Raw genomic sequence first — 21,162 nt, 5'->3', positions numbered from 1 at the left:
ATCTGCCCGAAACTGGGCCACCGGAGGATTCACCATGACCACAAAAATCGCCATCAACGGCTTTGGCCGCATTGGCCGCTGCGTGCTGCGCGCGCTGATCGAGAACGGCTTTGACGGGATCGAAGTCGTTGCCATCAACGATCTGACCGATGCCGAAAACCTGTTGCACCTGCTGAAATACGACTCCGTCCATGGTCGCCTGACCGCGGACGCGGAATTGAAAGACGGCAGTCTGCATGTCGCAGGTCAGACCATTCGCATGACGGCAGAGCGTGATCCGGCGAAACTGCCGTGGGGCGATGTCGATGTCGCCTATGAGTGCACCGGGTTCTTCACCACGCGCGATGCGGCGGCGAAACATCTGGAAAACGGCAGCAAGCGGGTGTTGATCTCGGCCCCGGGCAAGGGCGTGGATCGCACCGTGGTCTACGGCGTGAACCATCAAGATCTGACCGCCGAAGACGTGATCGTTTCCAATGCCTCTTGCACCACCAACTGCCTCGCCCCGGTGGCCAAAGTGCTCGACGACACCTTCGGGATCGAGACTGGCTATATGACCACGATCCACGCCTATACCGGCGACCAGCCGACCCATGACAGCCCGCACCGCGACCCCTATCGTGGCCGCGCCGCTGCCCTGTCGATGGTGCCCACATCAACCGGTGCTGCTGCCGCAATCTCCGAAGTGATCCCGCATCTTAAAGGGGTGCTCGAAGGCTCTGCCGTGCGGGTGCCGACGGCGAATGTCTCGCTCGTTGATCTCTGCGTCATGCCTAAGAAACCCGCCACGGCAGAGGCGGTGAACGCGGCGATGCAAGAGGCGGCCAACGGTGCGCTGAAGGGCGTGCTGGCCTATGAACCCGCGCCGCTGGTGTCGGCCGATTTCAACCACGATCCGCATTCCTCGACCCTCGCGCCCGAACAGACGCGGGTGACCGATGGCGGCATGATCCGTGTGGTCAGCTGGTATGACAATGAATGGGGTTTCTCGAACCGCATGAACGACACCGCGCGTGCGATTGCCGCGTTGATCTAAGCTAGCTGGGACGCGGGGGAACCTCTCCCGCGTTCCGCTTCACAGCGACGCCGCTGCGCGGCTCGCTTGGTCATATTGCCCCGACATCGCCCGAAGCTGCGCTGCAATCTTTCGCAGTTCCTCGCCCGAGATATCGGTGCGCGGCAAGCCATCCAGAAAACACGCCTGACGGATCGCGCGATAGGCCTCACACAGCTCGGCCCCGGCGGGGGAGGTGCGATAGAACACCTCTTTGCCGCGTTTTTCGGCACTCAGCAGTTCCGCTTTCACCAGCTTGCGCAGCGCATAGTTCACCGTATGCGTGTCTTCGATGTTCAGCAGAAAACAGATATCCGTCAGCCGTTTCTCCCTGCCCCGGTGGTTGGCGTTGTGCAGCACGAGGATTTCCAGCGGCGTCAGATCCCCATTGCCCGCCGCCGCCATGCAACGCGACATCCAGCGGGTGAAGGCGTTATAGGCGATGATCATCCCGTATTCGAGTTCGGAGGCTTCCCAGCCGTCGCCCTCGGCCAAGTGGCGCGAAGAGACGATGCGACGTGACGGGGTGGGGGGAATTTTTTCCGACATGCGGTGCCTCCGGCTGTTTGACCTGAATAACGTTACCAAGACGCTGGCGATTTACAAGCGTTCGGCGTGTCTTTGTCCGTGTGGCGCATGAAGATCAATTTGCAACAGATTGAAATGCCACATTCATGCCATCTTTCGCGAGGGCAGCGGCTTTGGTAGGCTGGGGTTAATAAAAATACGTGAGGCAGGCAGAGCAGCAATGAAAACGGGCTTTCGAGGCACGTTTGTCATCAGCTGGTCGCAAACAGAGATCGACGGTCTGGAGGCCGCACCGGTGCAGTCGCTCGAACTGGGCGCGGCCTGGGCGTGGCGCGGGGACACTCTCCGTGTGGATGGGCCGAACGATGTGTTGCGGCTGGATATGGCGGACGGGGCAGAGCAGCTGCGCAAGCGCGCGGCCCGCAAGGTGCAGCGCTTGATCGGCGCGGCGCTGGAAGAGGGTGGCGTGATGCCTCCCAAAGCTTTGCGTGACGACCATACCGCCCCACCGCTCGACAACAGTTTCATGGTCACCAACGGCGCGCGGACCTACACGGTTACGTTGATCGACGCTGGCCAAGGTCGCACACCGCTGTTGATGTTTGTCGATGAATTGCCGCCGCGTGACTGTGAACTCTGGGTGATGCACAGCACCATAAAACCGCAGCGTGATAGGCTCTTTGAGGTCGAGAGTGGCGGTGTCATCTGCTTTACCCCCGGCACCCGCATTCGCACGCCCATGGGCAGCGCCCTGATCGAAGATCTGCGCGAGGGCGATCTGATCCAGACCAAAGACAACGGCGCGCAGCCGCTGGAGTGGATCGGCAGCCGCCGGATGAGCGGCGCACGGCTCCACGCCATGCCGCATCTGCGCCCCGTGCGGTTCCGCCCCGGCGCTTTGGGGATCGCACGGCCCGATGCCCCGCTGCTGGTCTCACCGGATCACCGGATCGTGCTGCAAGGCCCGCAGGCTCGTGATCTGTTCAACTGTGATGAGGTGTTGGTCGCGGCCAAAGACCTGATTAACGGGCGCAGCGTGGCCAGCGATATGTCTCTGCGCGAAGTGACCTATATCCACGTGTTGCTGGCAGAGCATCAGGTGATGTGGGCCAATGGGGTCGAGACCGAGAGCTTTCATCCCGCCTCGGCCCCGCTCACCAGTCTTGGCGCGCAGGACCGGGCGCGTCTGCTTGCGGCGCATCCGCAGTTGGCGGCTGATCCGCACAGCTACGGTGGCTTCGCACGTCGCAATCTCAGCACGTCTGAGGCGGCGATCCTGCGGCATGTGGCGTAAGGGCCGGGCCCGGACGCCCGACCTTGCGGCTAAACTTTAGCTCTCGGCGTCTTCTTTGATCAGCGCTGCGATAATCGCCCGCGCGCTCTCAGAGTCCCATTCCGCGTCCCCCTGCAACCGAGCGATCTCACGCCCTTCACGGTCCAAGATCACGCTGATCGGCAAGCCGAACACGCCCATCTGGCTGGCGAGCTTCTGCTTCGGGTCTTGGTGGCGGGGCAGGCTGTCGACGCCGGCTTCCTCGAAGAAACGCTTGATCCCTTCTTCAGAGTTGCGGCCCGTAGCGATGGTCAGCACCTGAAAGTCATCGCCGCCAAATTCCTTTTGCAGCGCGTTCAACTGCGGCATTTCCTTGCGGCAGGGCGCGCACCATGTGGCCCAGAAGTTCACCAACACGACCTTGCCTTCGTAATCCGCCAGCGACATCGCTTCGCCATCGTCCTCACGCTCAAAGGTCACGTCAGAGGCCGCTTGTGGCGCGTCATGGATCACAAGTTTCTTCATGTCCCCGTCGCGCAGCCCCGCGATGTCAGCCGTTCCGGCAAGGGCGGGGTTTGCACCTGCGACAAGCAGCGTATAAACGAAGCCGAGCACGAGATTTTTCATACGTCCCTCCAAGGGTATTCAACATGACCGACACGACCTCGAACAAAATGTGGGGTGGCCGTTTCGCCGCCGGACCGGACGCGATCATGGAGGCGATCAACGCCTCGATCGGGTTCGACAAACGGATGGCCGCACAAGACATCAGTGGGTCGCGTGCCCATGCCGCCATGCTGGCAGCCACGGGCATCCTGACTGATAACGACGCGCAAGCGATACGGGAAGGGCTTCTCACGATCTTGTCAGAGATCGAAGAGGGCCGGTTCGAGTTCTCGGCAGCCCTCGAAGACATCCACATGAACGTCGAGGCGCGGCTGAAAGACCTGATCGGTGAGCCCGCAGGCCGCTTGCACACGGGCCGCAGCCGGAACGACCAAGTCGCCACCGATTTCAAACTCTGGGTCCGCGATCAGTTGGACGCCGCTGATGAAGGTCTCCAAGCGCTGATCCGCGCGCTTTTGTCTCAGGCAGAGGCCGGGGCCGATTGGGTCATGCCGGGCTTTACCCATCTGCAAACCGCGCAGCCCGTGACGTGGGGCCACCACATGATGGCTTATGTCGAGATGTTTGGCCGTGATCTCTCGCGCTTCCGCGATGCGCGCAAACGGATGAACGAATGTCCCTTGGGGGCCGCGGCTCTCGCGGGCACGTCCTTCCCGATCGATCGCGAGATGACAGCCGAAGCACTCGGCTTTGACCGCCCCGCTGCGAACAGTCTCGACGCCGTCAGCGACCGCGACTTCGCGTTGGAGTTCATGGGCGCGGCCAGCATCTGTGCCATGCACCTGTCGCGCTTTGCCGAAGAGCTGGTGATCTGGTCGTCGGCACAGTTCCGTTTCGTGGCGCTGTCGGACCGCTTCTCGACCGGCTCCTCGATCATGCCGCAAAAGAAAAACCCCGACGCCGCCGAGCTGATCCGCGCCAAGGTGGGCCGTATCTTTGGTGCAAATACCGCGCTGATGATGGTGATGAAGGGCCTGCCGCTGGCCTACTCCAAGGACATGCAGGAAGATAAAGAACAGGTCTTTGACGCCGCGGACAACCTGATGCTGGCGCTGGCCGCGATGACCGGGATGGTGGGCGACATGACCGCTGAGCGCGAGAACCTCGCCGCCGCGGCGGGCTCGGGATTCTCCACCGCCACCGATCTGGCCGACTGGCTGGTGCGGGTGCCGAACCTGCCGTTCCGCGACGCGCACCATGTGACCGGCACGCTGGTCGCCATGGCCGAGGCGCAGGGCTGCGATCTGCCGGACCTTACGCTGGAACAGATGCAATCGGTGCACGCCGAGATCACGCAGGACGTTTTCGATGTGCTTGGCGTCGAAAACTCGGTAAACTCGCGCATGTCCTATGGCGGCACCGCCCCTGCGCAGGTGCGTGCCCAAGTCGAGCGTTGGAAGGAAATCCTGAAGTGAAACGCGCCCTCGCGACCCTTGCTTTGCTGAGCCTTGCCGCCTGTGGCGCGGATGGCGAACCTGTGAAACCGACAGCCAGCAGCACGATCACCATGTCGTCTTCGGGCGTGTCGGTCGGCACCGCTGTCGGGCTGCGCCGCGGGCCGTTTTCGCTGGCGCTTGGGGTCGGGTCGTGAGGCCGCTTTTGCAGATTGCTCTGGTGGTCGGGACACTTAGCTTGGCCGCCTGCACCCCGCCGCAGCCATCGGCGCGGCAAGATGCGCCGCCGCCAGCCGAACCGGGGATCAGCCTGTCGGGCTATGCCACCGTCGGCGTGGCAAAGACTTTCTGATGTCACCGCTGCGCATGCTCTACCTCGCCCTTGCGGTCTGGGGCACGATCCATCCGATGTATTACTTCATCACTTGGTTCAACGCCGAAGGCTGGAGCCTGAGCGCCATGGTGGACGCATGGCACGCCAATGCCGCCGCCAGCGGGCTGGTCTGGGACCTGACCATCGCTGCCGTGACTTTGACCATCTGGATTATCGCTGAGGTCGCCGTGCGCCGGAATTTCCTCAGCTTGATTGCCATTCCCGCCACGTTCTGTATTGGGGTGAGCTGTGGCCTGCCGCTCTATCTTTTCCTGCGGACAGCGCCGATCAGATAAGCGGCGACGACATGGGGCCAAGCGCAGATGGATCATTTTCTCTATAAAGACGGTGTGTTGCATGCCGAGGATGTAAGCTTGGTCGAGATCGCCGCCGCTGTCGGCACGCCGGTCTACGTCTATTCCAGCGCGACGCTGCTGCGCCATTTCCACCTGTTCGACGATGCGCTTTCGGGCATGGATCATCTGGTCTGCTACGCGATGAAGGCCAATTCCAACCAAGCCGTTTTGCGCACGCTGGCGCAGGCGGGCGCGGGGATGGATGTGGTTTCGGGCGGGGAATACCGCCGCGCGAAGGCGGCAGGGGTGCCGGGCGACAGGATCGTCTTTTCCGGCGTCGGCAAGACCCGCGAAGAGATCGAATTGGCTCTGACGGGCGGCATTCGTCAGTTCAACGTCGAGAGCGAGCCGGAGATGATCCTGCTTGATATCGTGGCGCGTGAATTGGGCAAAGTGGCCCCGATCACCATCCGCGTGAACCCCGATGTCGATGCGAAAACCCACGCCAAGATCGCCACTGGCAAAAGCGAAAACAAGTTCGGCATCCCCATCGCCCGCGCCCGCGAGGTCTATGCCATGGCGGCCAATCTGCCGGGGTTGGAGATTGTCGGCATCGACGTGCATATCGGCAGCCAACTCACCGATCTCGCCCCCTTTGAGCAGGCCTATGGCAAGGTCGCGGAACTGACCGAAGTGCTGCGCGCCGATGGTCATAACATCCGGCGGCTGGACCTTGGCGGCGGCTTGGGCATCCCTTACGAGCGCTCCAACTCTGCCCCCCCATTGCCGACAGATTACGGCGCGATGGTGCAGCGCACGCTGGGGCATCTGGGCTGCGAGGTCGAGATTGAACCGGGCCGCCTGATCGCGGGCAACGCGGGTGTCTTGGTCAGCGAAGTGATCTACCTCAAATCCGGCGAGGGCCGCGATTTCCTGATCCTTGATGCCGCGATGAACGACCTGATCCGGCCCGCCATGTATGACGCATGGCATGACATCGTGCCGCTGAAAGAACCCGCTCCGGGGGCCGAGCCGCGTCCGGTGGATATCGTCGGCCCGGTTTGCGAATCCGGCGATACGTTCGCCAAACAACGCATGATGCCGGTGCTGGGGTCAGGCGATCTGGTGGCCTTCCGCTCTGCCGGAGCCTACGGCGCGGTGATGAGCAGCGAATATAATTCGCGGCCCCTGATCCCCGAGGTGCTGGTCAATGGCGATCAATTCGCGGTTATCCGCCCACGGCCAAGCTTTGACGAAATGATAAACCGCGATACCATCCCTGAATGGCTCTGACGGCATCCCGCCGCCGGGCCACCGGAGCGTGACGCATGGAAACATCTACTGACAAGGCAGACGGGCTGCGCGTATTGCGCGGGCCATTGCGGCTGACTTGGGCGGGGATGCTGGCCGAGGCGCTGGTGCAGGCGCTTTGGCCGATGCTGGCGCTGGCGCTGGCGGTGCTCGCGGCGCTAATGATGGGGGCGCAAGACAGTCTGGCCGGTAATCTGCTTTGGGCCGTATTTGCCGTTCTCGGTATCGCATTTCTGGGCACCTTGGTGTTTGCGCTGCGGCGTTTTCGGGTGCCCTCACGCGCCGATGCGCTGGCCCGGCTGGATGCCAGCCTGCCGGGGCGGCCCATTCGGGCGCTGTTGGACGATCAGGCAATCGGCGCGGGTGATGCGGCGTCGGCGGCGGTCTGGAAGGCCCATCAGAAACGGATGGCGGCACGGGCGGCGGCAGCCAAACCGGTAAAGGGTGATCTGCGTGTGTCGCGGGCTGACCCCTATGCGCTGCGCTATGTGGCGCTGCTGGCTTTCGTCGTTGCACTGGTCTTCGGCTCGGTCTGGCGGCTGGGTGAGGTGACGCAGCTGACCCCCGGCGGGGCGGGCGGCGCGCTGGCCTCTGGCTTGGTTTGGGAAGGCTGGGCCGAGCCGCCGCGCCATACTGGGAAGCCAACGCTTTATTTGAACGACCTTGAGGCCGGGGCACTGTCGCTGCCTGCGGGCACCTTGATCACCCTGCGGCTTTACGGCGAGTTGGGCGCGCTGACGGTCGCGGAAAACGTCTCGGGCCGGGAGGGGGCGGCGTCGTCAGAACCCGCGCAGGATTTCACCCTGCGCCAAAGCGGCGAGATCAGCATTGAGGGTCCGGGCGCGCGGGCATGGCAGATCACGATGCTGCCCGACGCCGCCCCGCAGATTGAGCGGTTGGGCCCGCCCGAGGTGACTGCCTTGGGCGAGATGAGCCTGCCGTTTGCCGCGCGGGATGATTACGGCGTCGAAGCGGGCGAGGCGCGGATCAGCCTTGATCTGGCCTCTGTCGACCGGCGCTATGGGTTGACCATCGACCCTGACACACGGCCCGAGATCGTCGTGCCGCTGCCCATGCCGATCACCGGTGACCGGCGCGATTTTGAAGAAAGCTTGATCGAGAATTTCTCGAAACACCCTTGGGCCAATCTGCCGGTGTCCCTAGAGCTTTCCGTGCTCGACGCTGCCGAACAGCAAGCCGTGACCGAGGTGAGCCAATTGACCCTGCCGGGGCGGCGCTTTTTTGATCCCGCGGCGGCAGCAGTCATCGAGATGCGCCGCGATCTTTTGTGGTCGCGGGCCAATGCGCCGCGCATCGCGCAGGTGCTTCGCGCTGTGACCTATGCGCCGGGGGAGGATCTGCGCTCGGATGTGACGGTTCTGCGGCTCAAGCAGTTGATCCGCCGTCTGGAAATCCGCGCGCGCTATGGGTTGGACGAAGAGGTGCAGGCCGAGATGGCCGAAGACATGTGGGCGCTCGCGATCGAGCTGGAAGAAGGCGTGCTGGCCGATGCACTGGCGCGGATGCGCCGCGCGCAGGATCGGCTGAACGAGGCGATGAAGAACGGTGCTTCGTCGGCAGAGATTGCCGAGCTGATGGAGGAATTGCGCCGCGCCACCGAAGAGTATCTGGAGCAACTCCAGCGCCAACAGGCGCAGGGGGGCGAGGGCGAAGGCCAGCAGCCCCAAGGCGAGTCCATGCAGATGACGCAAGATGATCTGCAACGCATGATGGACCGCATTCAAGAGTTGATGGAGCAGGGCCGCATGGCCGAGGCTGCAGAGGCGCTGCGTCAGTTGCAGGAAATGATGGAGAACATGCGCGTCACCCAAGGCCAGCCCGGCGAGGGCGGCAATTCACCGGGTGAGCAGGCGATGGAGGGGCTCTCGGAAACGCTGCGCGAGCAACAGGGGCTGAGCGATCAGGCCTTCCGCGACCTGCAAGAGCAGTTCAACCCCGGCACCGGGGCGGGCGAGAATGAGGGCAACGAAGGCCGCAACGGCGGTCAGGGCCGCGGTCAGAGCCATGAGGGCCAGCAGGGGCAGGGCGGCCAATCCGGCGAAGAGGGCGCCGAAGAGGGGCTGGCCGGGCGTCAGCAAGCGCTGCGCGATGAGTTGCGCCGTCAGGAAGGCCGTCTACCGGGGCAAGGCACGCCCGAAGGGGATGCCGCGCGTGATGCACTGGACCGCGCCGGTGAGGCGATGGACCGTGCCGGAGACGCCCTGCGCCGCGATGAGTTGGCCGAGGCAATCGACAATCAGGCACAGGCCATGGAAGCATTGCGCGAAGGGATGCGGTCGCTTGGCGATGCGATGGAGCAAGAACAGGGCGAGGGCCAGCCCGGTCAAGGCACTGCCGAAGGCGACCGCCGGGCCGAGGCGCGCGATCCGCTGGGGCGCGAGCAGGGCGGCAATGGGGCCAATAGCTCGGACGCGCCGCTGGCGCAGGGGCCCGACGATCAGGGCCGCGCACGGCGTCTGTTGGACGAAATCCGCCGCCGCTCGGGCGAGGCGGAGCGGCCAGAGGTCGAGCGGGATTACCTCAACAGACTGTTGGATCGGTTCTAGGCGGGGTTAGCCCTGCGATTGGGTCGCCACGGTGTCGAGCCAGACCAGCAGATCCTGCAACTGCCCATCGAGCCAAATTCGCGCGTCGTCCATCCATGCCACATAGGACGATAGGTAAGGATCGGCCTGCGGCAAGGATTGCGCGATCTGCGGCGCATAGACATAGACTGCCGCCAAAATGGCCGCCAAGGCGATCATCACGGTGAAGCCGCGCATGAACCCCCCGGATTTGCGCGGTCTTTCAGGGCGGTCGAGCGCGGCGGTGGGCGTTGGCCCTGCCTGCTGGCCCTGCGTGCGGTCGTGGCGCAGGGTTGAGTTGATCTCTTCGATATCGGGCAGCAGATCCCGGCGCGACGCGCTGCCGTAGGCGTCATTCTCGCGTTCGGGAACCGGCTCTCCGCGCATTTTGGCCATGCGCAGACGGGCCTCATGGGCGCGGCGGGCGTCTTCGTCCTCGGTCACGTGGTCATCTTCGGCGATGTCGGGACTGGGGGCTTGTTTGGGCGCGGGACGGGGCGCGTCGTCTAGACCGAGGTCCGGCTGGCTTTCCAACGGCTCTGACGGACGGCGACGGCGGGCTTCCTGCTCGGCCGCGGCCTCCTGACGCAGGATTTCCGCGATGGCAGGGTCGAGCGAGCGTCTGACGGGCGCGGCGGCGGGGGCCGGGCGCGCGTTTTCCTCCTGCGGCGCGATGGCATCGTTTTCGAAGGCGTCGTTTTCAGAAGCGTCGTTTTCGAAGTTGCCCCCTCCAAATGTGCCCTCTTCGAATCCGTCGTCTTCGAAGCCCTCGTCCTCGTAATCCTCATCCCCGAAGGGCTGGAGATCAGGCAGGCTATTGGCCGCGGACTGCTCTTCGCCAGTGTCATCCGACGCGCGTTGCTTCATATGCATCACGTCGTCATCGAAATCCGGGTCGTCGAATTCACTGTCGTCCTCTTCGGGCGCATTGTCGGGATGATGCTGAAACCACGTCTGCCCGCAGTTGGAACATTGCACGTCACGCCCTGCCACCGGCATCACCTCATCGGGGACTTCGTATTGCGCGTCGCAGTTGGGGCAGATCAGCCGCATGGTCATTCCTGGGTTCGTTCGGTGCTCTCGGATCGTAACGGACAGCATATGTCCTAGAATAACGTAGGAAAAGTGATATCTGGGCAGGGTGCTGGGGTTCTGAGTGATTGAATCCTTTCCGGTGCTGAGGCACAACAGGTCGAAGTGTTTTAAGGTGGTTGCGTGATAGAGCTCGAAAATGTGGCCTACAGCTATGGCGGGGGCGAATTGCTGTCCGACATCACGCTGAAACTCGCCCCTGGATCGTTTCATTTCCTCACCGGCCCCTCGGGCGCGGGCAAGACCACCTTGATGAAGCTCTGCTACGGGGCCTTGCTGCCCACGGCGGGGCATCTGCGGATTTTTGGCACCGATGTGCGCGGGCTGGGCCGAGATGACATCGCGCTGATGCGCCGCCGGGTTGGCGTGGTGCATCAGGACGTGAAATTCCTCGACCATCTGCCGTTGACCGAGAATATCGCGCTGCCGCTGAACGTCTCTGGCCGTCAGGCCGAGGCGGGGGGCACCGATCTGGAAGAGCTGATGTCATGGGTCGGGCTCACCAACCGCGCCGACGCCCTGCCGCCTGAGCTGTCGGGCGGGGAGCGGCAGCGGGCAGCACTGGCGCGCGCGGTGATCATGTCGCCGGATGTGATTTTGGCGGATGAGCCGACCGGGAACATCGACTGGGAGATGTCGCAACGGTTGCTCCGCCTGTTGATCGAGTTGAACCGCATGGGCAAGACCGTGTTGATCGCCACCCATGATCTTGGCCTGATCCGCGCCACCAAGGCGCATGTGCAGGCCCGCGTGCTGCGCATCGTCAATCGGCGCATTCAATTGGCGGGGGCGGATTTGTGAAGGGGTTCGACATCGGCGCGCTGCGCGCGATTTTCAAAGGCGACAGGCAGGCAGACCGCGTGGTGCCGCCCTCGGGGTTCACCGCGCAGCTGACCTTGTTTGCGGCGGCCGCAATGGCCTTTCTGGCGGTCTTTGCTTTGGCGCTGTCGCTCGCCTCGGGCCGCTTGGCGCAGGTCTGGGGGCAGGAGTTGGCGCAGTCGGCGACGGTGCGCATCGTCGCGCCATTGGACCAACGCGCGGCCCAGACCGAGGCCGCGTTGAAGGTGTTGCAGACGACCAAGGGCGTGGCCTCGGCCCGTGCGCTGACGGATGCGGAGCAGGAAGAGTTGCTCTCCCCGTGGTTTGGCCCTGAACTGGCGATGGAGAGCCTGCCGGTGCCGCGCTTGATCGAAGTGGTTGAGGAAGGCGAGGGGCTGGACCCGGTGGGCCTGCGCCTGCGTCTCTCTGCCGAGGTGCCGGGCGCGGTGCTGGATGACCACAGCCGCTGGCGCGCGCCGTTAGTGGCCGCGGCAAGCCGGTTGCGGCTGCTGGGTTGGATTTCTACGCTGCTGATCGGGGCTGCGGTGGCGGCCATGGTGACGCTGGCCGCGCAGGCGGCCCTTGCGGCGAATGCGCAGGTGATCGCGGTGCTGCGGCTGGTGGGGGCGACCGATGACTATATCGCCCGAGCCTTCATTCGGCGCTTTACCCTGCGCGCGCTTTTGGGTGCGGCGGCGGGCACGGTGCTTGGCATGGTGGCGGTCGTTCTGTTGCCCGATGCCGGCGAGGCGGGCGGCTTTTTGACCGGCTTGGGCTTTCGCGGCTGGCACTGGGTGGTGCCGCTTATGGTGCCGATCTTGGTCGGGGCGGTGGCTTTTGCCGCAACCGGGGCAGCCGCGCGGCGTACATTGAGGGAACTGACATGAAGCTGCTGCAATGGGTCCGGTCGATCCTCTATATCGTGCAGGTGACCGTGGCGATGCCGGTGCTCGGGCTGGCCTTTGCGCCTTGGGCGATGTTTTCGAAACGCGGGGCCTATCGGGCCTGCAAGACCTATGCCGCTTGGGCCATGTGGTCGGCCCGCTGGCTGATCGGCCTACGCTGCGAAGTGCGTGGTACGGTGCCGGATGGCGAGGTTTTGGTGGCCGCAAAACACCAATCGTTTCTGGATATCTTGATGATCTTTCACGCTTTGCCGCGTGCAAAATTCATTATGAAACGCGAGGTGCTTTGGACTCCGGTGATTGGCCAATACGCCAAACGGATGGGCATGATTGCCGTCAACCGTGGCAAGCGCGGGCAGGCGATCACCAAGATGATGGCCGACGTGAACGCTGGTCGGGTCGAGCCGGGGCAGTTGGTGATCTATTCCCAAGGCACCCGCGTGGCACCGGGCCTCAGCGCACCTTACAAGGTTGGTACGGCGGTGCTTTATGACCAGATGGGGCAAGTCTGTGTGCCGGTAGCGACCAATGCGGGCCACTTCTGGCCACGCCGGGGGCTCTACCGCAAACCGGGTTTGGCGGTGGTCGAGTTTCTTGAGCCGATTGAGCCGGGGCTGGATAAGCGAAGCTTTATGGCGCGGTTGGAGCAGGAGGTGGAGAGCCATTCTGATGCGCTGCTGCGCGAGGCGGGGTGGCGGCCTACGGAGGCGGGGTAGGCGTATAGGTGACGCCACGAAATTCGCGTTTGGATTGAATTTTCTCTGGAATCTACATGCTCATAAGTCTACGAAGAAGCGTATTTTTCGTTAAGGACTTTAAAATGAAGAAAATTGTAGCATCGCTTGCCTTGGCGGCGGTTTCTGTCGGCGCATGTGCTCAAAAGGCCGACACCATTGCTCCGTCCTACGTGTCGCCAGTGACTTACCAGTCTTACTCTTGCAAACAATTGGTGGCCGAAGCGAACCGCGTGAGCGCTAAGGTGGGCGAACTTTCTGGCGTTCAAAACAAAAAAGCCAGCGATGACGCGGTCGCCACCGGTGTGGCGCTGGTCGTGTTCTGGCCCGCCGCCTTCTTTATCAAGGGGGACAAACAAACCGCGGCGGAACTGGGGCGCCTGAAAGGTGAGCTGGAAGCCTTGGAGAAAATGAGCATCCAGAAAAATTGCGGGATCACTTTCCGGCGGGTCGCTCCGGCGAAAGCTGAGTAGACCTTTCGGCTTATACAGCCAGTCTTGAGCGGCCTGCCTAACCTAGGCGGGCCGTTTTTGTTTGTGCAGAGCAAGAGTTGACATGTTCCGCCCGGCCGCAGGCCGGGCAGCGCCGACCGGCCCCCATGGGGCGGCGCTGCCCTTCGCGATTTATCGGCATGCCGTAGTGCCCACTGAAACGATGGCTTCGCGGGACGCAATCTCAGATATTTAGGAAGCCGTTAAAGTGGCGCCGCCGCCTTGGGGAGGTGGAAAAGACAGGCGTCACCCTGCAGTCTCTACGTATCGACATGACCCGCGAAGGGCCTCGTCTTCCGTGTGTGTCGCGACGGGGGAGGTTGTAGAGCAGGGGCGTTAACGTCTGATGCGCTCGCCGCGCGCACCCTGCGCAACGAAAAAGGGCGGACCCTTTGGCCCGCCCCCTCGGTCTTACATGTGGATCGGCCCGTCGCCGCAGGCCAGTGCGGCTTCGCGCACGGCTTCGGAGTACGTCGGGTGCGCGTGGCAGGTCATGGCCAGATCCTGTGCCGAGGCGCCGAATTCCATCGCCACGCAGACCTCGTGGATCAGGTCGCCCGCGCCGGGGCCGATGATGTGGCAGCCGAGGATGCGGTCGGTTTCCTTGTCGGCGATCAGCTTGACGAAACCGTCACCGGCAAAGACTGCCTTGGCCCGCGCGTTGCCCATGAAGGAGAACTTTCCGACTTTGTACTCGCGGCCCGCTTCCTTGAGCGTCGCTTCGGTTTCACCGACGGAGGCGACCTCCGGATGGGTGTAGATCACGCCGGGGATGACGCCGTAGTTCACATGGCCATGTTTGCCCGCGATCACCTCTGCGGCGGCCATGCCTTCGTCCTCGGCTTTGTGGGCCAACATCGGACCCTCGATCACGTCGCCGATGGCATAGACGCCTTTGACGGAGGTCTCCCAATGCTCGTTCACGGCGATCTGGCCACGCTCGGTCATCTTGATGCCGAGATCGTCCAGCCCCATGCCTTTGATCACCGGCTTGCGGCCCGTGGCGACGAGAACGGTATCGGCCTCAATCTCATGCTCGCTGTCGTCTTTGCGCAGCTTGTAGCTGACCGTGGCCTTGCCCTTGGCGACTTCGGTCTTTTGCACGGCGGCGCCCATGACGAAGTTGATGCCTTGTTTTTTCAGCATCCGCTGGAAGGTTTTTTGCACCTCGGGGTCCATGCCCGGAGTGATCGCATCAAGGAATTCAACGACGGTGATCTCGGTCCCCAGACGCGCGTAGACGCTGCCCAGTTCCAGCCCGATGACGCCCGCGCCGATCACCACCATCTTCTTAGGGATCTTGCCCAGTTCCAGCGCGCCGGTGGAGGTGACGACGGTTTGCTCGTCGACTTCAACGCCCGGCAGGGAGGCCGCTTCCGAGCCGGAAGCGATGATGATGTTCTTGGCCTCATGGACCTCATCGCCGACCTTGACCTTGCCCGCCTCGGGGATCGAACCCCAACCTTTGAGCCAGTCGATCTTGTTCTTTTTGAACAGGAATTCGATGCCCTTGGTGTTGGTCTCGATGGTCTTGTCTTTGTAGGTCAGCATCTGCTCCCAATCGACGGTCGGCGCTTTGGCCTTCAGACCCATCTCTTCGAAGTTATGCTCGGCCTCATGCAGCATATGCGTGGCGTGCAGCAGGGCCTTGGAGGGGATGCAGCCCACGTTGAGGCAGGTGCCGCCGAGGGTTTCGCGGCCCTCGACACAGGCGGTTTTCAGGCCCAGTTGCGCGCAACGGATGGCGGCGACATAGCCGCCTGGGCCGGAGCCGATCACGATGACATCATAGCTCGACATGGGGGGTCTCCTTAGCAGTCGGGTGTTACAGGCAAGGTAGGAGGCGCGGTTTTCAGGTGCAAGCGCCGCTGCCTGCGGGTGTGGGGGAAAGGGTTAAATAAGGGCCGCCAGCAGCATCAACATGGTTGCAGCAAAGCCGATGATCCAGATGATCGAGCGGTGCGGGCGCAGGCCGAGCGCATAGGCGGGAACATAGAGGATACGCGCGATCAGATAGACCCAAGCGCAGGCGGTAGTGAAGGCGGTGTTCTGCGCCGACATCTGCACCACGCCCACGGCGATGCCGAACAGGATCAGCCCTTCGAAATGGTTATCAAGCGCGCGGCCCAGACGGGCGGTACGGTCCGACAGCTTGCGGCTCGGCTCGCGGTCGCGGGCCGACATGGTATAGCCGGGGCCGATCTCGCGGTTTGCGGGGACGGCGTAGAGCACGAATTGCAGCCCTTGCAGCAAGGCCGCAAGGGTCAGGACGGTGAGTTCGACGCTCATGCGGATTTCACGAAATAGGCGGTGGAGCCGGTCACGGTGCCCTTGTCATCGCTGCTGAGCGCGTTGGAGCGGGCGAGCCAGACGTCGGCCTTCTTGCGGTCGTTCACATCAAGCAGGACGGAAGCCTTGGTGCTGCTGTCGGCGTGTTTCCAGATTTGCAGCACCGAAAGCCCTGCGTTGCGACGCGCCTCGGCATCGGCGTCAAAGGCGTCTTTCCAAGCGGCGAAGTCGGTAACGTCGAAGTGGCAGATCATCTGCATGGGAGTGCCTTTCAGAGCGCGTGGAAATAGAGAACGGCGGTGGCGGCATAGCCCGCGAGCCATGCCAGCGTGCGGATCGTCGGCACGCCAAGGGCGTAGACGATGACGTAGATAATGCGTGCGAGCAGGAAGACCTGCGCGGCCAGCAGCGTGGCGCTGTTGTTGCGGCCCAGCATCTCGATCAGCAGCACGGCGGGGGCAAAAAGCGCCATGGCCACGACGGAATTATCAACCGCGCGGCCCAGACGGGCCGTCATGCCGGTGGTGGTCCGCGTCTCATCCCGCGAGGACATCAGGTAGCCCATCGACAACTGCCGGGTCGCGCCCAGCACTTGCAGCAGGATCGTCAGCATGACCAGAAGGCCATAGGCGGCGAGGAGGGTTGTTTCGGTCATGATCTGGCCCTTTCACTTCGGGGAAACGCCCCATCGTTCAACAGGTAGATAGGGCGGGGGTTGCCCCCCGCCCACCATATCACAAATCCATCAACAGACGGCGCGGATCTTCGAGCATCTCTTTGACGCGGACGAGGAACGTGACCGCGCCTTTGCCGTCGATGATCCGGTGGTCGTAGCTGAGCGAGATATACATCATCGGACGGATCACGACCTGACCGTTGATCGCCATCGGGCGGTCCTGAATCTTCGCCATACCGAGGATGCCGGACTGTGGTGGGTTCAGGATCGGCGCGGTCATCAGCGAGCCGTAGACGCCGCCGTTGGAGATGGTGAAAGTGCCGCCGGTCATGTCGGCCATGGTCAGCTTGCCGTCACGGGCCTTTTTGCCCATGGCGTTTACGGCCTTTTCGATCTCGGCAAAGGACATCGCGTCGGCGTCTTTGATCACCGGCACCACAAGGCCCGTGGGCGTGCCTGCAGCGACACCCATGTGGACGTAGTTCTTGTAGATGATGTCGGTGCCGTCGATCTCGGCGTTGACCTCGGGGATTTCCTTCAGCGCGTGGCAGCAGGCCTTGGTGAAGAAAGACATAAAGCCCATGCGCACGCCGTGTTTCTTTTCGAAATCAGCCTTGTACGTGTTCCGCAGCGCCATGACCTCGGTCATGTCGACCTCGTTAAAGGTCGTCAGGATCGCGGCGGTGTTCTGGGCCTCTTTCAAACGGCGCGCCATGGTCTGCTTGAGACGGGTCATCTTGACCCGCTCTTCGCGCGACGCATCGTCGGGGGCGGAAGCGGGCCGCGGTGCGGCGGGCTTGGCCTCGGCCTTGGGCGCGGCAGAGGTGCCAGCGGCCACGGCTTTGGCCACGTCCTCCTTCATCACACGGCCATCGCGGCCCGAGCCTGTGACCTGATCGCGGCTGATGCCCGCTTCGGCCATCGCCTTTTTGGCGGAAGGCGCGTCTTCGACATCTTTGCCGTCGGCGGGCTTGGTCTCAGGCGCAGCACCAGCACCGGATTTCGCGTCCTCGCCCTTGGGAGCGGCAGCGCCTGCGCCGGAGGTCAGAACGGCCAGAGTGGCTGAGGCTTCAACCGTGCTGCCTTCTTCGGCAAAGATTTCGGCCAAGACACCAGCGGCGGGTGCGGGGACTTCGACGCTGACTTTGTCGGTCTCCAACTCGCAGAGCATCTCATCGGCTTCGACCTTGTCGCCGACTTTTTTGAACCAAGTGCTTACGGTCGCTTCGGTTACGGACTCGCCCAAAGTAGGCACCTGTACGTCGATGCTTTCGCCTTCGCGGGCGGCGACTTCGGCGGCGCCTGCGTCGATGGCTTTGGGCGCATCGCCGCCACGGTCGGACTGGGAGGCGGCATCGGGGTCTTCTGCGGCTTCTTTGGCTTTGGGCGCGGCGGCAGAGCCGCTGTCACCTTCGCTGACATTGGCCAGCAGGGCGTCGACGCCGACGGTGTCACCCTCTTGAGCAACAATCTCGCTTAAGGTGCCAGCTACGGGGCTGGGCACTTCGACGGTGACCTTATCGGTTTCCAACTCGCAGAGCATTTCATCCACCGCGACGGTATCGCCGGGTTTCTTGAACCATGTGGCAACGGTGGCTTCGGTGACGGATTCGCCCAGCGTGGGTACGCGTACTTCGCTTGTCATGGTCTTAGTTTCCTTTGATGGTCAGCGCCTCGTCGACGAGGGCGGCTTGTTGTGCTTTGTGCTGGCTGGCCAGACCCGTCGCGGGCGAGGCCGAAGTGGCGCGGCCCACATAGGAGGCGCGGCCGTGTTTCGCGTCGATGCGGCCCAGAACCCATTCGATGTTGGGCTCGATAAAGGACCATGCACCTTGGTTCTTGGGCTCTTCCTGACACCAGATCATCTCGGCCCCTTTGAAACGCTCCAACTCTCTGACCGCGGATTGCGCGGGGAAGGGATAGAACTGTTCGAACCGCAGGATGTAGACATCGTCGATGCCGCGGGCGTCACGCTCTTCCAGCAGGTCGTAATAGACCTTGCCCGAACACATCACGACGCGCTTGATCTTGTCATCTGCCAGCAGTTTGGTGTCGGAATTGCCTTTCTCGGCGTCATCCCAGAGCACGCGGTGGAAGCTGGAGCCGGTGGTGAAATCCTCGGCCTTGCTGACGGCCAGCTTGTGGCGCAGCAGCGACTTGGGGGTCATCAACATCAGCGGCTTGCGGTAGCTGCGGTGCAGCTGGCGGCGCAGGATGTGGAAGTAGTTGGCGGGCGTGGTGCAGTTCGCCACGATCCAGTTGTCGCCGCCGCACATGGTCAGGAAACGCTCCAGACGGGCAGAGGAGTGCTCAGGCCCCTGACCCTCATAGCCATGCGGCATCAGGCAAACGAGGCCCGACATGCGCAGCCATTTGCTTTCACCTGATGAGATGAACTGGTCAAACATGATCTGCGCGCCGTTGGCGAAGTCACCGAACTGCGCTTCCCAGAGCGTCAGCGCATTCGGCTCGGCCAGCGAGTAGCCATATTCAAAGCCCAGCACCGCGTATTCGCTGAGCATGGAGTCGATGACTTCATACTCGGCCTGACCCTCGCGGATATGGTTCAGCGGATAGTAGCGGTCTTCGTTGTCTTGGTTCACGAAAGCGGAGTGACGCTGGCTGAAGGTGCCGCGCGTGCTGTCCTGACCCGAGAGGCGCACTTTGTAGCCTTCGGTCAGCAAGGAACCGAAGGCCATCGCCTCAGCCGTCGCCCAGTCAAAGCCTTCACCGCTTTCGAACATCTGCTTTTTCGCTTCGAGCAGACGCCCAATGGTCTTGTGCAGCGGGAATTTGTCCGGCGCGGTGGTGATCGCCTTGCCGACGTCTTGCAGCGTCTCGGGCGCGATGGCGGTTTTACCGCGCTGGTAGGACTTGTTCTTTTTGTCCATGCCGGACCACTTGCCGTCCAGCCAGTCGGCCTTGTTCGGGCGATAGTCCTTACCGGCCTCGAACTCATCTCCCAGATGGTTCTGGAAGGCGGTCTTCATGTCTTCGATCTCACCCTCGGGGATCAGACCGTCGGCCACCAGACGTTGGGTATAAAGGCTGAGCGTGGTTTTCTGTTTCTTGACGCTCTTGTACATCACCGGGTTGGTAAACATCGGCTCGTCGCCTTCGTTGTGACCAAAGCGGCGGTAACAAAAGATGTCGATGACCACGTCTTTGTGGAACTTTTGACGGAACTCTGTCGCTACGCGGGCGGCGTGCACCACGGCTTCGGGGTCATCGCCGTTGACGTGGAAGATCGGCGCCTCAACCACCAGCGCGTTGTCAGTGGGGTAGGGCGAGGAGCGCGAGAAATGCGGCGCGGTGGTGAAGCCGATCTGGTTGTTCACCACGATATGCATGGTGCCGCCGGTCTTGTGGCCTTTGAGACCCGAGAGCGCGAAACATTCCGCCACGACGCCTTGGCCCGCAAAGGCCGCGTCACCGTGTAGCAGGATCGGCATGACGGCGGTGCGGTCCTTGTCGTTCAGCTGGTCCTGCTTGGCGCGGACCTTGCCCAAAACCACGGGGTTCACCGCTTCGAGGTGGCTGGGGTTCGCGGTCAGCGACAGGTGGACAGAATTACCATCAAACTCACGGTCCGACGAGGCGCCGAGGTGGTATTTCACATCGCCCGAACCATCCACATCGTCAGGCTTAAAGCTGCCGCCTTGGAATTCGTTGAAGATCGCCCGGTAGGGCTTTTGCATCACATTGGCCAGCACCGAGAGGCGGCCCCGGTGCGGCATGCCGATAACGATGTCCTTGACGCCCAACTGGCCGCCGCGTTTGATGATCTGCTCCATCGCGGGAACAAGGCTTTCGCCGCCATCAAGGCCGAAGCGTTTGGTGCCCATGTATTTGACATGGAGGAACTTCTCAAAGCCCTCGGCTTCGACCAATTTGCTCAGGATCGCCTTGCGGCCTTCCTTGGTGAAGTGGATTTCCTTGCCGTAGCCTTCGATCCGTTCCTTCAGCCAACCGGCCTGCTCAGGGTCGGAGATATGCATGTATTGCAGCGCGAAGGTACCGCAGTAGGTGGAGCGCACGATGTCGACGATCTGCTTCATGGTGGCCACTTCGAGGCCTAGCACCTGATCGATGAAGATCGGGCGGTCCATGTCGGCATCGGTGAAACCGTAGGATTTCGGGTCAAGCTCGGGCTGGTTGCCAGTGTCGCGCATGCCCAGCGGGTCGAGATCGGCGGACAAGTGGCCCCGGATGCGGTAGGCGCGGATCAGCATCAGCGCGCGGATGCTGTCGAGTACGGCTTGTTTGACCTGTGCGTCGGAAACCTCAACCCCCTTCTCGGCGGCTTTGGCCTTGATCTTGTCGCCCGCGGCCTGTGCTTCGGTCGGTTCGGGCCAAACGCCGGTCAGCGCGCCCATCACCTCGCTTTGGGGGGCGGGGGGCCAATCGGGCCGCGCCCAAGAGGGGCCAGCGGCCTCGGCCTGTGCGGTTTCGGCGTCATCGCCCATCGCCGCAAAAAACGTCTGCCATGCCTCGTCGACCGTGTTGGGGTCGTTGGCATAGCGGGCGTACATCGCCTCAAGATATTCCGCGTTTTCGCCTTCCATGAAGGAAGAGGCGTGGAACTGTTCGTTGGCGGGTTGGTCGGTCATTGGGTCACCTTTGTTCGGCGGGGCAGACGGGACAGGGTCAGAATCAGGGTCGGTCTATAGTCAGGCCCGGGGCGGGGGGCCATAGGTATTGAGGGCGGGGTCACA

The 21,162-nt window shown here is 62.8% G+C and carries 21 protein-coding genes; 12 read left to right on the top strand and 9 right to left on the bottom strand.

The window, feature by feature from the left end; all coding sequences use genetic code 11:
* Positions 1-34 precede the first annotated feature (34 nt).
* Positions 35-1,036: a type I glyceraldehyde-3-phosphate dehydrogenase gene (gap, locus tag A3722_RS19920; protein ID WP_067628470.1), complete on the top strand. Its 1,002-nt coding sequence runs from the start codon at positions 35-37 to the stop codon at positions 1,034-1,036.
* A gap of 39 nt (positions 1,037-1,075) precedes the next feature.
* Here gap and A3722_RS19915 read toward each other — a convergent pair whose 3' ends face one another.
* On the bottom strand, positions 1,076-1,603 hold the full coding sequence (locus A3722_RS19915) for a winged helix DNA-binding protein (protein ID WP_067628469.1): 528 nt from the start codon (positions 1,601-1,603) through the stop codon (positions 1,076-1,078).
* A 199-nt stretch (positions 1,604-1,802) separates the two neighbouring features.
* Here A3722_RS19915 and A3722_RS19910 point away from each other — a divergent pair, with 199 nt between their 5' ends.
* Entirely contained in the window at positions 1,803-2,876 is a 1,074-nt protein-coding gene (locus A3722_RS19910; RefSeq protein ID WP_067628468.1) for a Hint domain-containing protein, read from the top strand.
* Between the two features lie 36 nt (positions 2,877-2,912).
* Here the strand turns inward: A3722_RS19910 and A3722_RS19905 are convergent, their stop codons facing one another.
* The gene (locus A3722_RS19905; RefSeq protein WP_067628465.1) at positions 2,913-3,482 is read right to left on the bottom strand and encodes a TlpA family protein disulfide reductase; all 570 of its coding nucleotides are present in this window, start codon (positions 3,480-3,482) and stop codon (positions 2,913-2,915) included.
* Positions 3,483-3,505: 23 nt separating this feature from the next.
* Here A3722_RS19905 and argH point away from each other — a divergent pair, with 23 nt between their 5' ends.
* Genes argH through A3722_RS19880 form a run of 6 tightly spaced genes read left to right on the top strand, consistent with a single transcriptional unit; the run spans position 3,506 to position 9,423 of the window.
* Positions 3,506-4,897, top strand: a complete 1,392-nt coding sequence (argH, locus tag A3722_RS19900) for an argininosuccinate lyase (protein WP_067628462.1) — start codon at positions 3,506-3,508, stop codon at positions 4,895-4,897.
* Positions 4,894-5,073, top strand: a complete 180-nt coding sequence (locus A3722_RS19895) for a hypothetical protein (protein ID WP_067628460.1) — start codon at positions 4,894-4,896, stop codon at positions 5,071-5,073. Before argH ends, A3722_RS19895 begins: the two co-directional genes overlap by 4 nt.
* Complete coding sequence (locus tag A3722_RS24430) at positions 5,070-5,228, top strand: hypothetical protein (protein WP_161487440.1); 159 nt, start codon at positions 5,070-5,072, stop codon at positions 5,226-5,228. The genes A3722_RS19895 and A3722_RS24430 overlap by 4 nt, the downstream gene beginning before the upstream one ends.
* Positions 5,228-5,545 (top strand): DUF2834 domain-containing protein, encoded by a 318-nt coding sequence (locus A3722_RS19890; protein ID WP_067628457.1) that lies wholly within the window; start codon positions 5,228-5,230, stop codon positions 5,543-5,545. The genes A3722_RS24430 and A3722_RS19890 overlap by 1 nt, the downstream gene beginning before the upstream one ends.
* Before the next feature lie 27 nt (positions 5,546-5,572).
* The gene (gene lysA / locus A3722_RS19885) at positions 5,573-6,838 is read left to right on the top strand and encodes a diaminopimelate decarboxylase (RefSeq protein WP_067623175.1); all 1,266 of its coding nucleotides are present in this window, start codon (positions 5,573-5,575) and stop codon (positions 6,836-6,838) included.
* A gap of 35 nt (positions 6,839-6,873) precedes the next feature.
* Positions 6,874-9,423, top strand: a complete 2,550-nt coding sequence (locus A3722_RS19880) for a DUF4175 domain-containing protein (protein ID WP_067623177.1) — start codon at positions 6,874-6,876, stop codon at positions 9,421-9,423.
* A gap of 6 nt (positions 9,424-9,429) precedes the next feature.
* On the opposite strand, the gene A3722_RS19875 is transcribed toward A3722_RS19880, so the two are convergent.
* Positions 9,430-10,500, bottom strand: coding sequence for a zinc-ribbon domain-containing protein (locus A3722_RS19875; RefSeq protein ID WP_236627478.1), 1,071 nt, complete (start codon positions 10,498-10,500; stop codon positions 9,430-9,432).
* A 156-nt stretch (positions 10,501-10,656) separates the two neighbouring features.
* Between A3722_RS19875 and A3722_RS19870 the strand changes: the two genes are divergently transcribed.
* The 4 genes from A3722_RS19870 to A3722_RS19855 all read left to right on the top strand — a co-directional run bounded on the left by A3722_RS19870 (position 10,657) and on the right by A3722_RS19855 (position 13,464).
* Positions 10,657-11,334, top strand: a complete 678-nt coding sequence (locus A3722_RS19870; RefSeq protein WP_067623179.1) for a cell division ATP-binding protein FtsE — start codon at positions 10,657-10,659, stop codon at positions 11,332-11,334.
* Entirely contained in the window at positions 11,331-12,239 is a 909-nt protein-coding gene (locus tag A3722_RS19865) for a cell division protein FtsX (protein WP_067623181.1), read from the top strand. The genes A3722_RS19870 and A3722_RS19865 overlap by 4 nt, the downstream gene beginning before the upstream one ends.
* A complete protein-coding gene (locus tag A3722_RS19860) occupies positions 12,236-12,973 on the top strand; it encodes a lysophospholipid acyltransferase family protein (RefSeq protein WP_067623184.1) in 738 nt (245 codons plus the stop codon). The genes A3722_RS19865 and A3722_RS19860 overlap by 4 nt, the downstream gene beginning before the upstream one ends.
* 104 nt (positions 12,974-13,077) lie before the next feature.
* Positions 13,078-13,464, top strand: coding sequence for a hypothetical protein (locus tag A3722_RS19855; RefSeq protein WP_067623186.1), 387 nt, complete (start codon positions 13,078-13,080; stop codon positions 13,462-13,464).
* 429 nt (positions 13,465-13,893) lie between these two features.
* Here A3722_RS19855 and lpdA read toward each other — a convergent pair whose 3' ends face one another.
* The 6 genes from lpdA to A3722_RS19825 form a co-directional block, all read right to left on the bottom strand.
* Positions 13,894-15,282: a dihydrolipoyl dehydrogenase gene (gene lpdA / locus A3722_RS19850; RefSeq protein ID WP_067623188.1), complete on the bottom strand. Its 1,389-nt coding sequence runs from the start codon at positions 15,280-15,282 to the stop codon at positions 13,894-13,896.
* Positions 15,283-15,375: 93 nt separating this feature from the next.
* Positions 15,376-15,771 carry an MAPEG family protein gene (locus tag A3722_RS19845; RefSeq protein ID WP_067623190.1) on the bottom strand — a complete coding sequence of 132 codons (396 nt, stop codon included), beginning with the start codon at positions 15,769-15,771 and terminating at the stop codon, positions 15,376-15,378.
* Positions 15,768-16,031, bottom strand: coding sequence for a hypothetical protein (locus A3722_RS19840; RefSeq protein WP_067623192.1), 264 nt, complete (start codon positions 16,029-16,031; stop codon positions 15,768-15,770). Before A3722_RS19840 ends, A3722_RS19845 begins: the two co-directional genes overlap by 4 nt.
* 11 nt (positions 16,032-16,042) lie before the next feature.
* Complete coding sequence (locus A3722_RS19835; RefSeq protein ID WP_067623194.1) at positions 16,043-16,426, bottom strand: MAPEG family protein; 384 nt, start codon at positions 16,424-16,426, stop codon at positions 16,043-16,045.
* Between the two features lie 79 nt (positions 16,427-16,505).
* Complete coding sequence (gene odhB / locus A3722_RS19830; RefSeq protein ID WP_067623196.1) at positions 16,506-18,092, bottom strand: 2-oxoglutarate dehydrogenase complex dihydrolipoyllysine-residue succinyltransferase; 1,587 nt, start codon at positions 18,090-18,092, stop codon at positions 16,506-16,508.
* 4 nt (positions 18,093-18,096) lie between these two features.
* A complete protein-coding gene (locus tag A3722_RS19825; protein ID WP_067623197.1) occupies positions 18,097-21,057 on the bottom strand; it encodes a 2-oxoglutarate dehydrogenase E1 component in 2,961 nt (986 codons plus the stop codon).
* Between the last annotated feature and the right edge of the window lie 105 nt (positions 21,058-21,162).

Source organism: Sulfitobacter sp. HI0027, assembly GCF_001634775.1.
Classification (GTDB): domain Bacteria; phylum Pseudomonadota; class Alphaproteobacteria; order Rhodobacterales; family Rhodobacteraceae; genus Sulfitobacter.
This window is presented reverse-complemented; position numbering and strand designations above follow the sequence as displayed.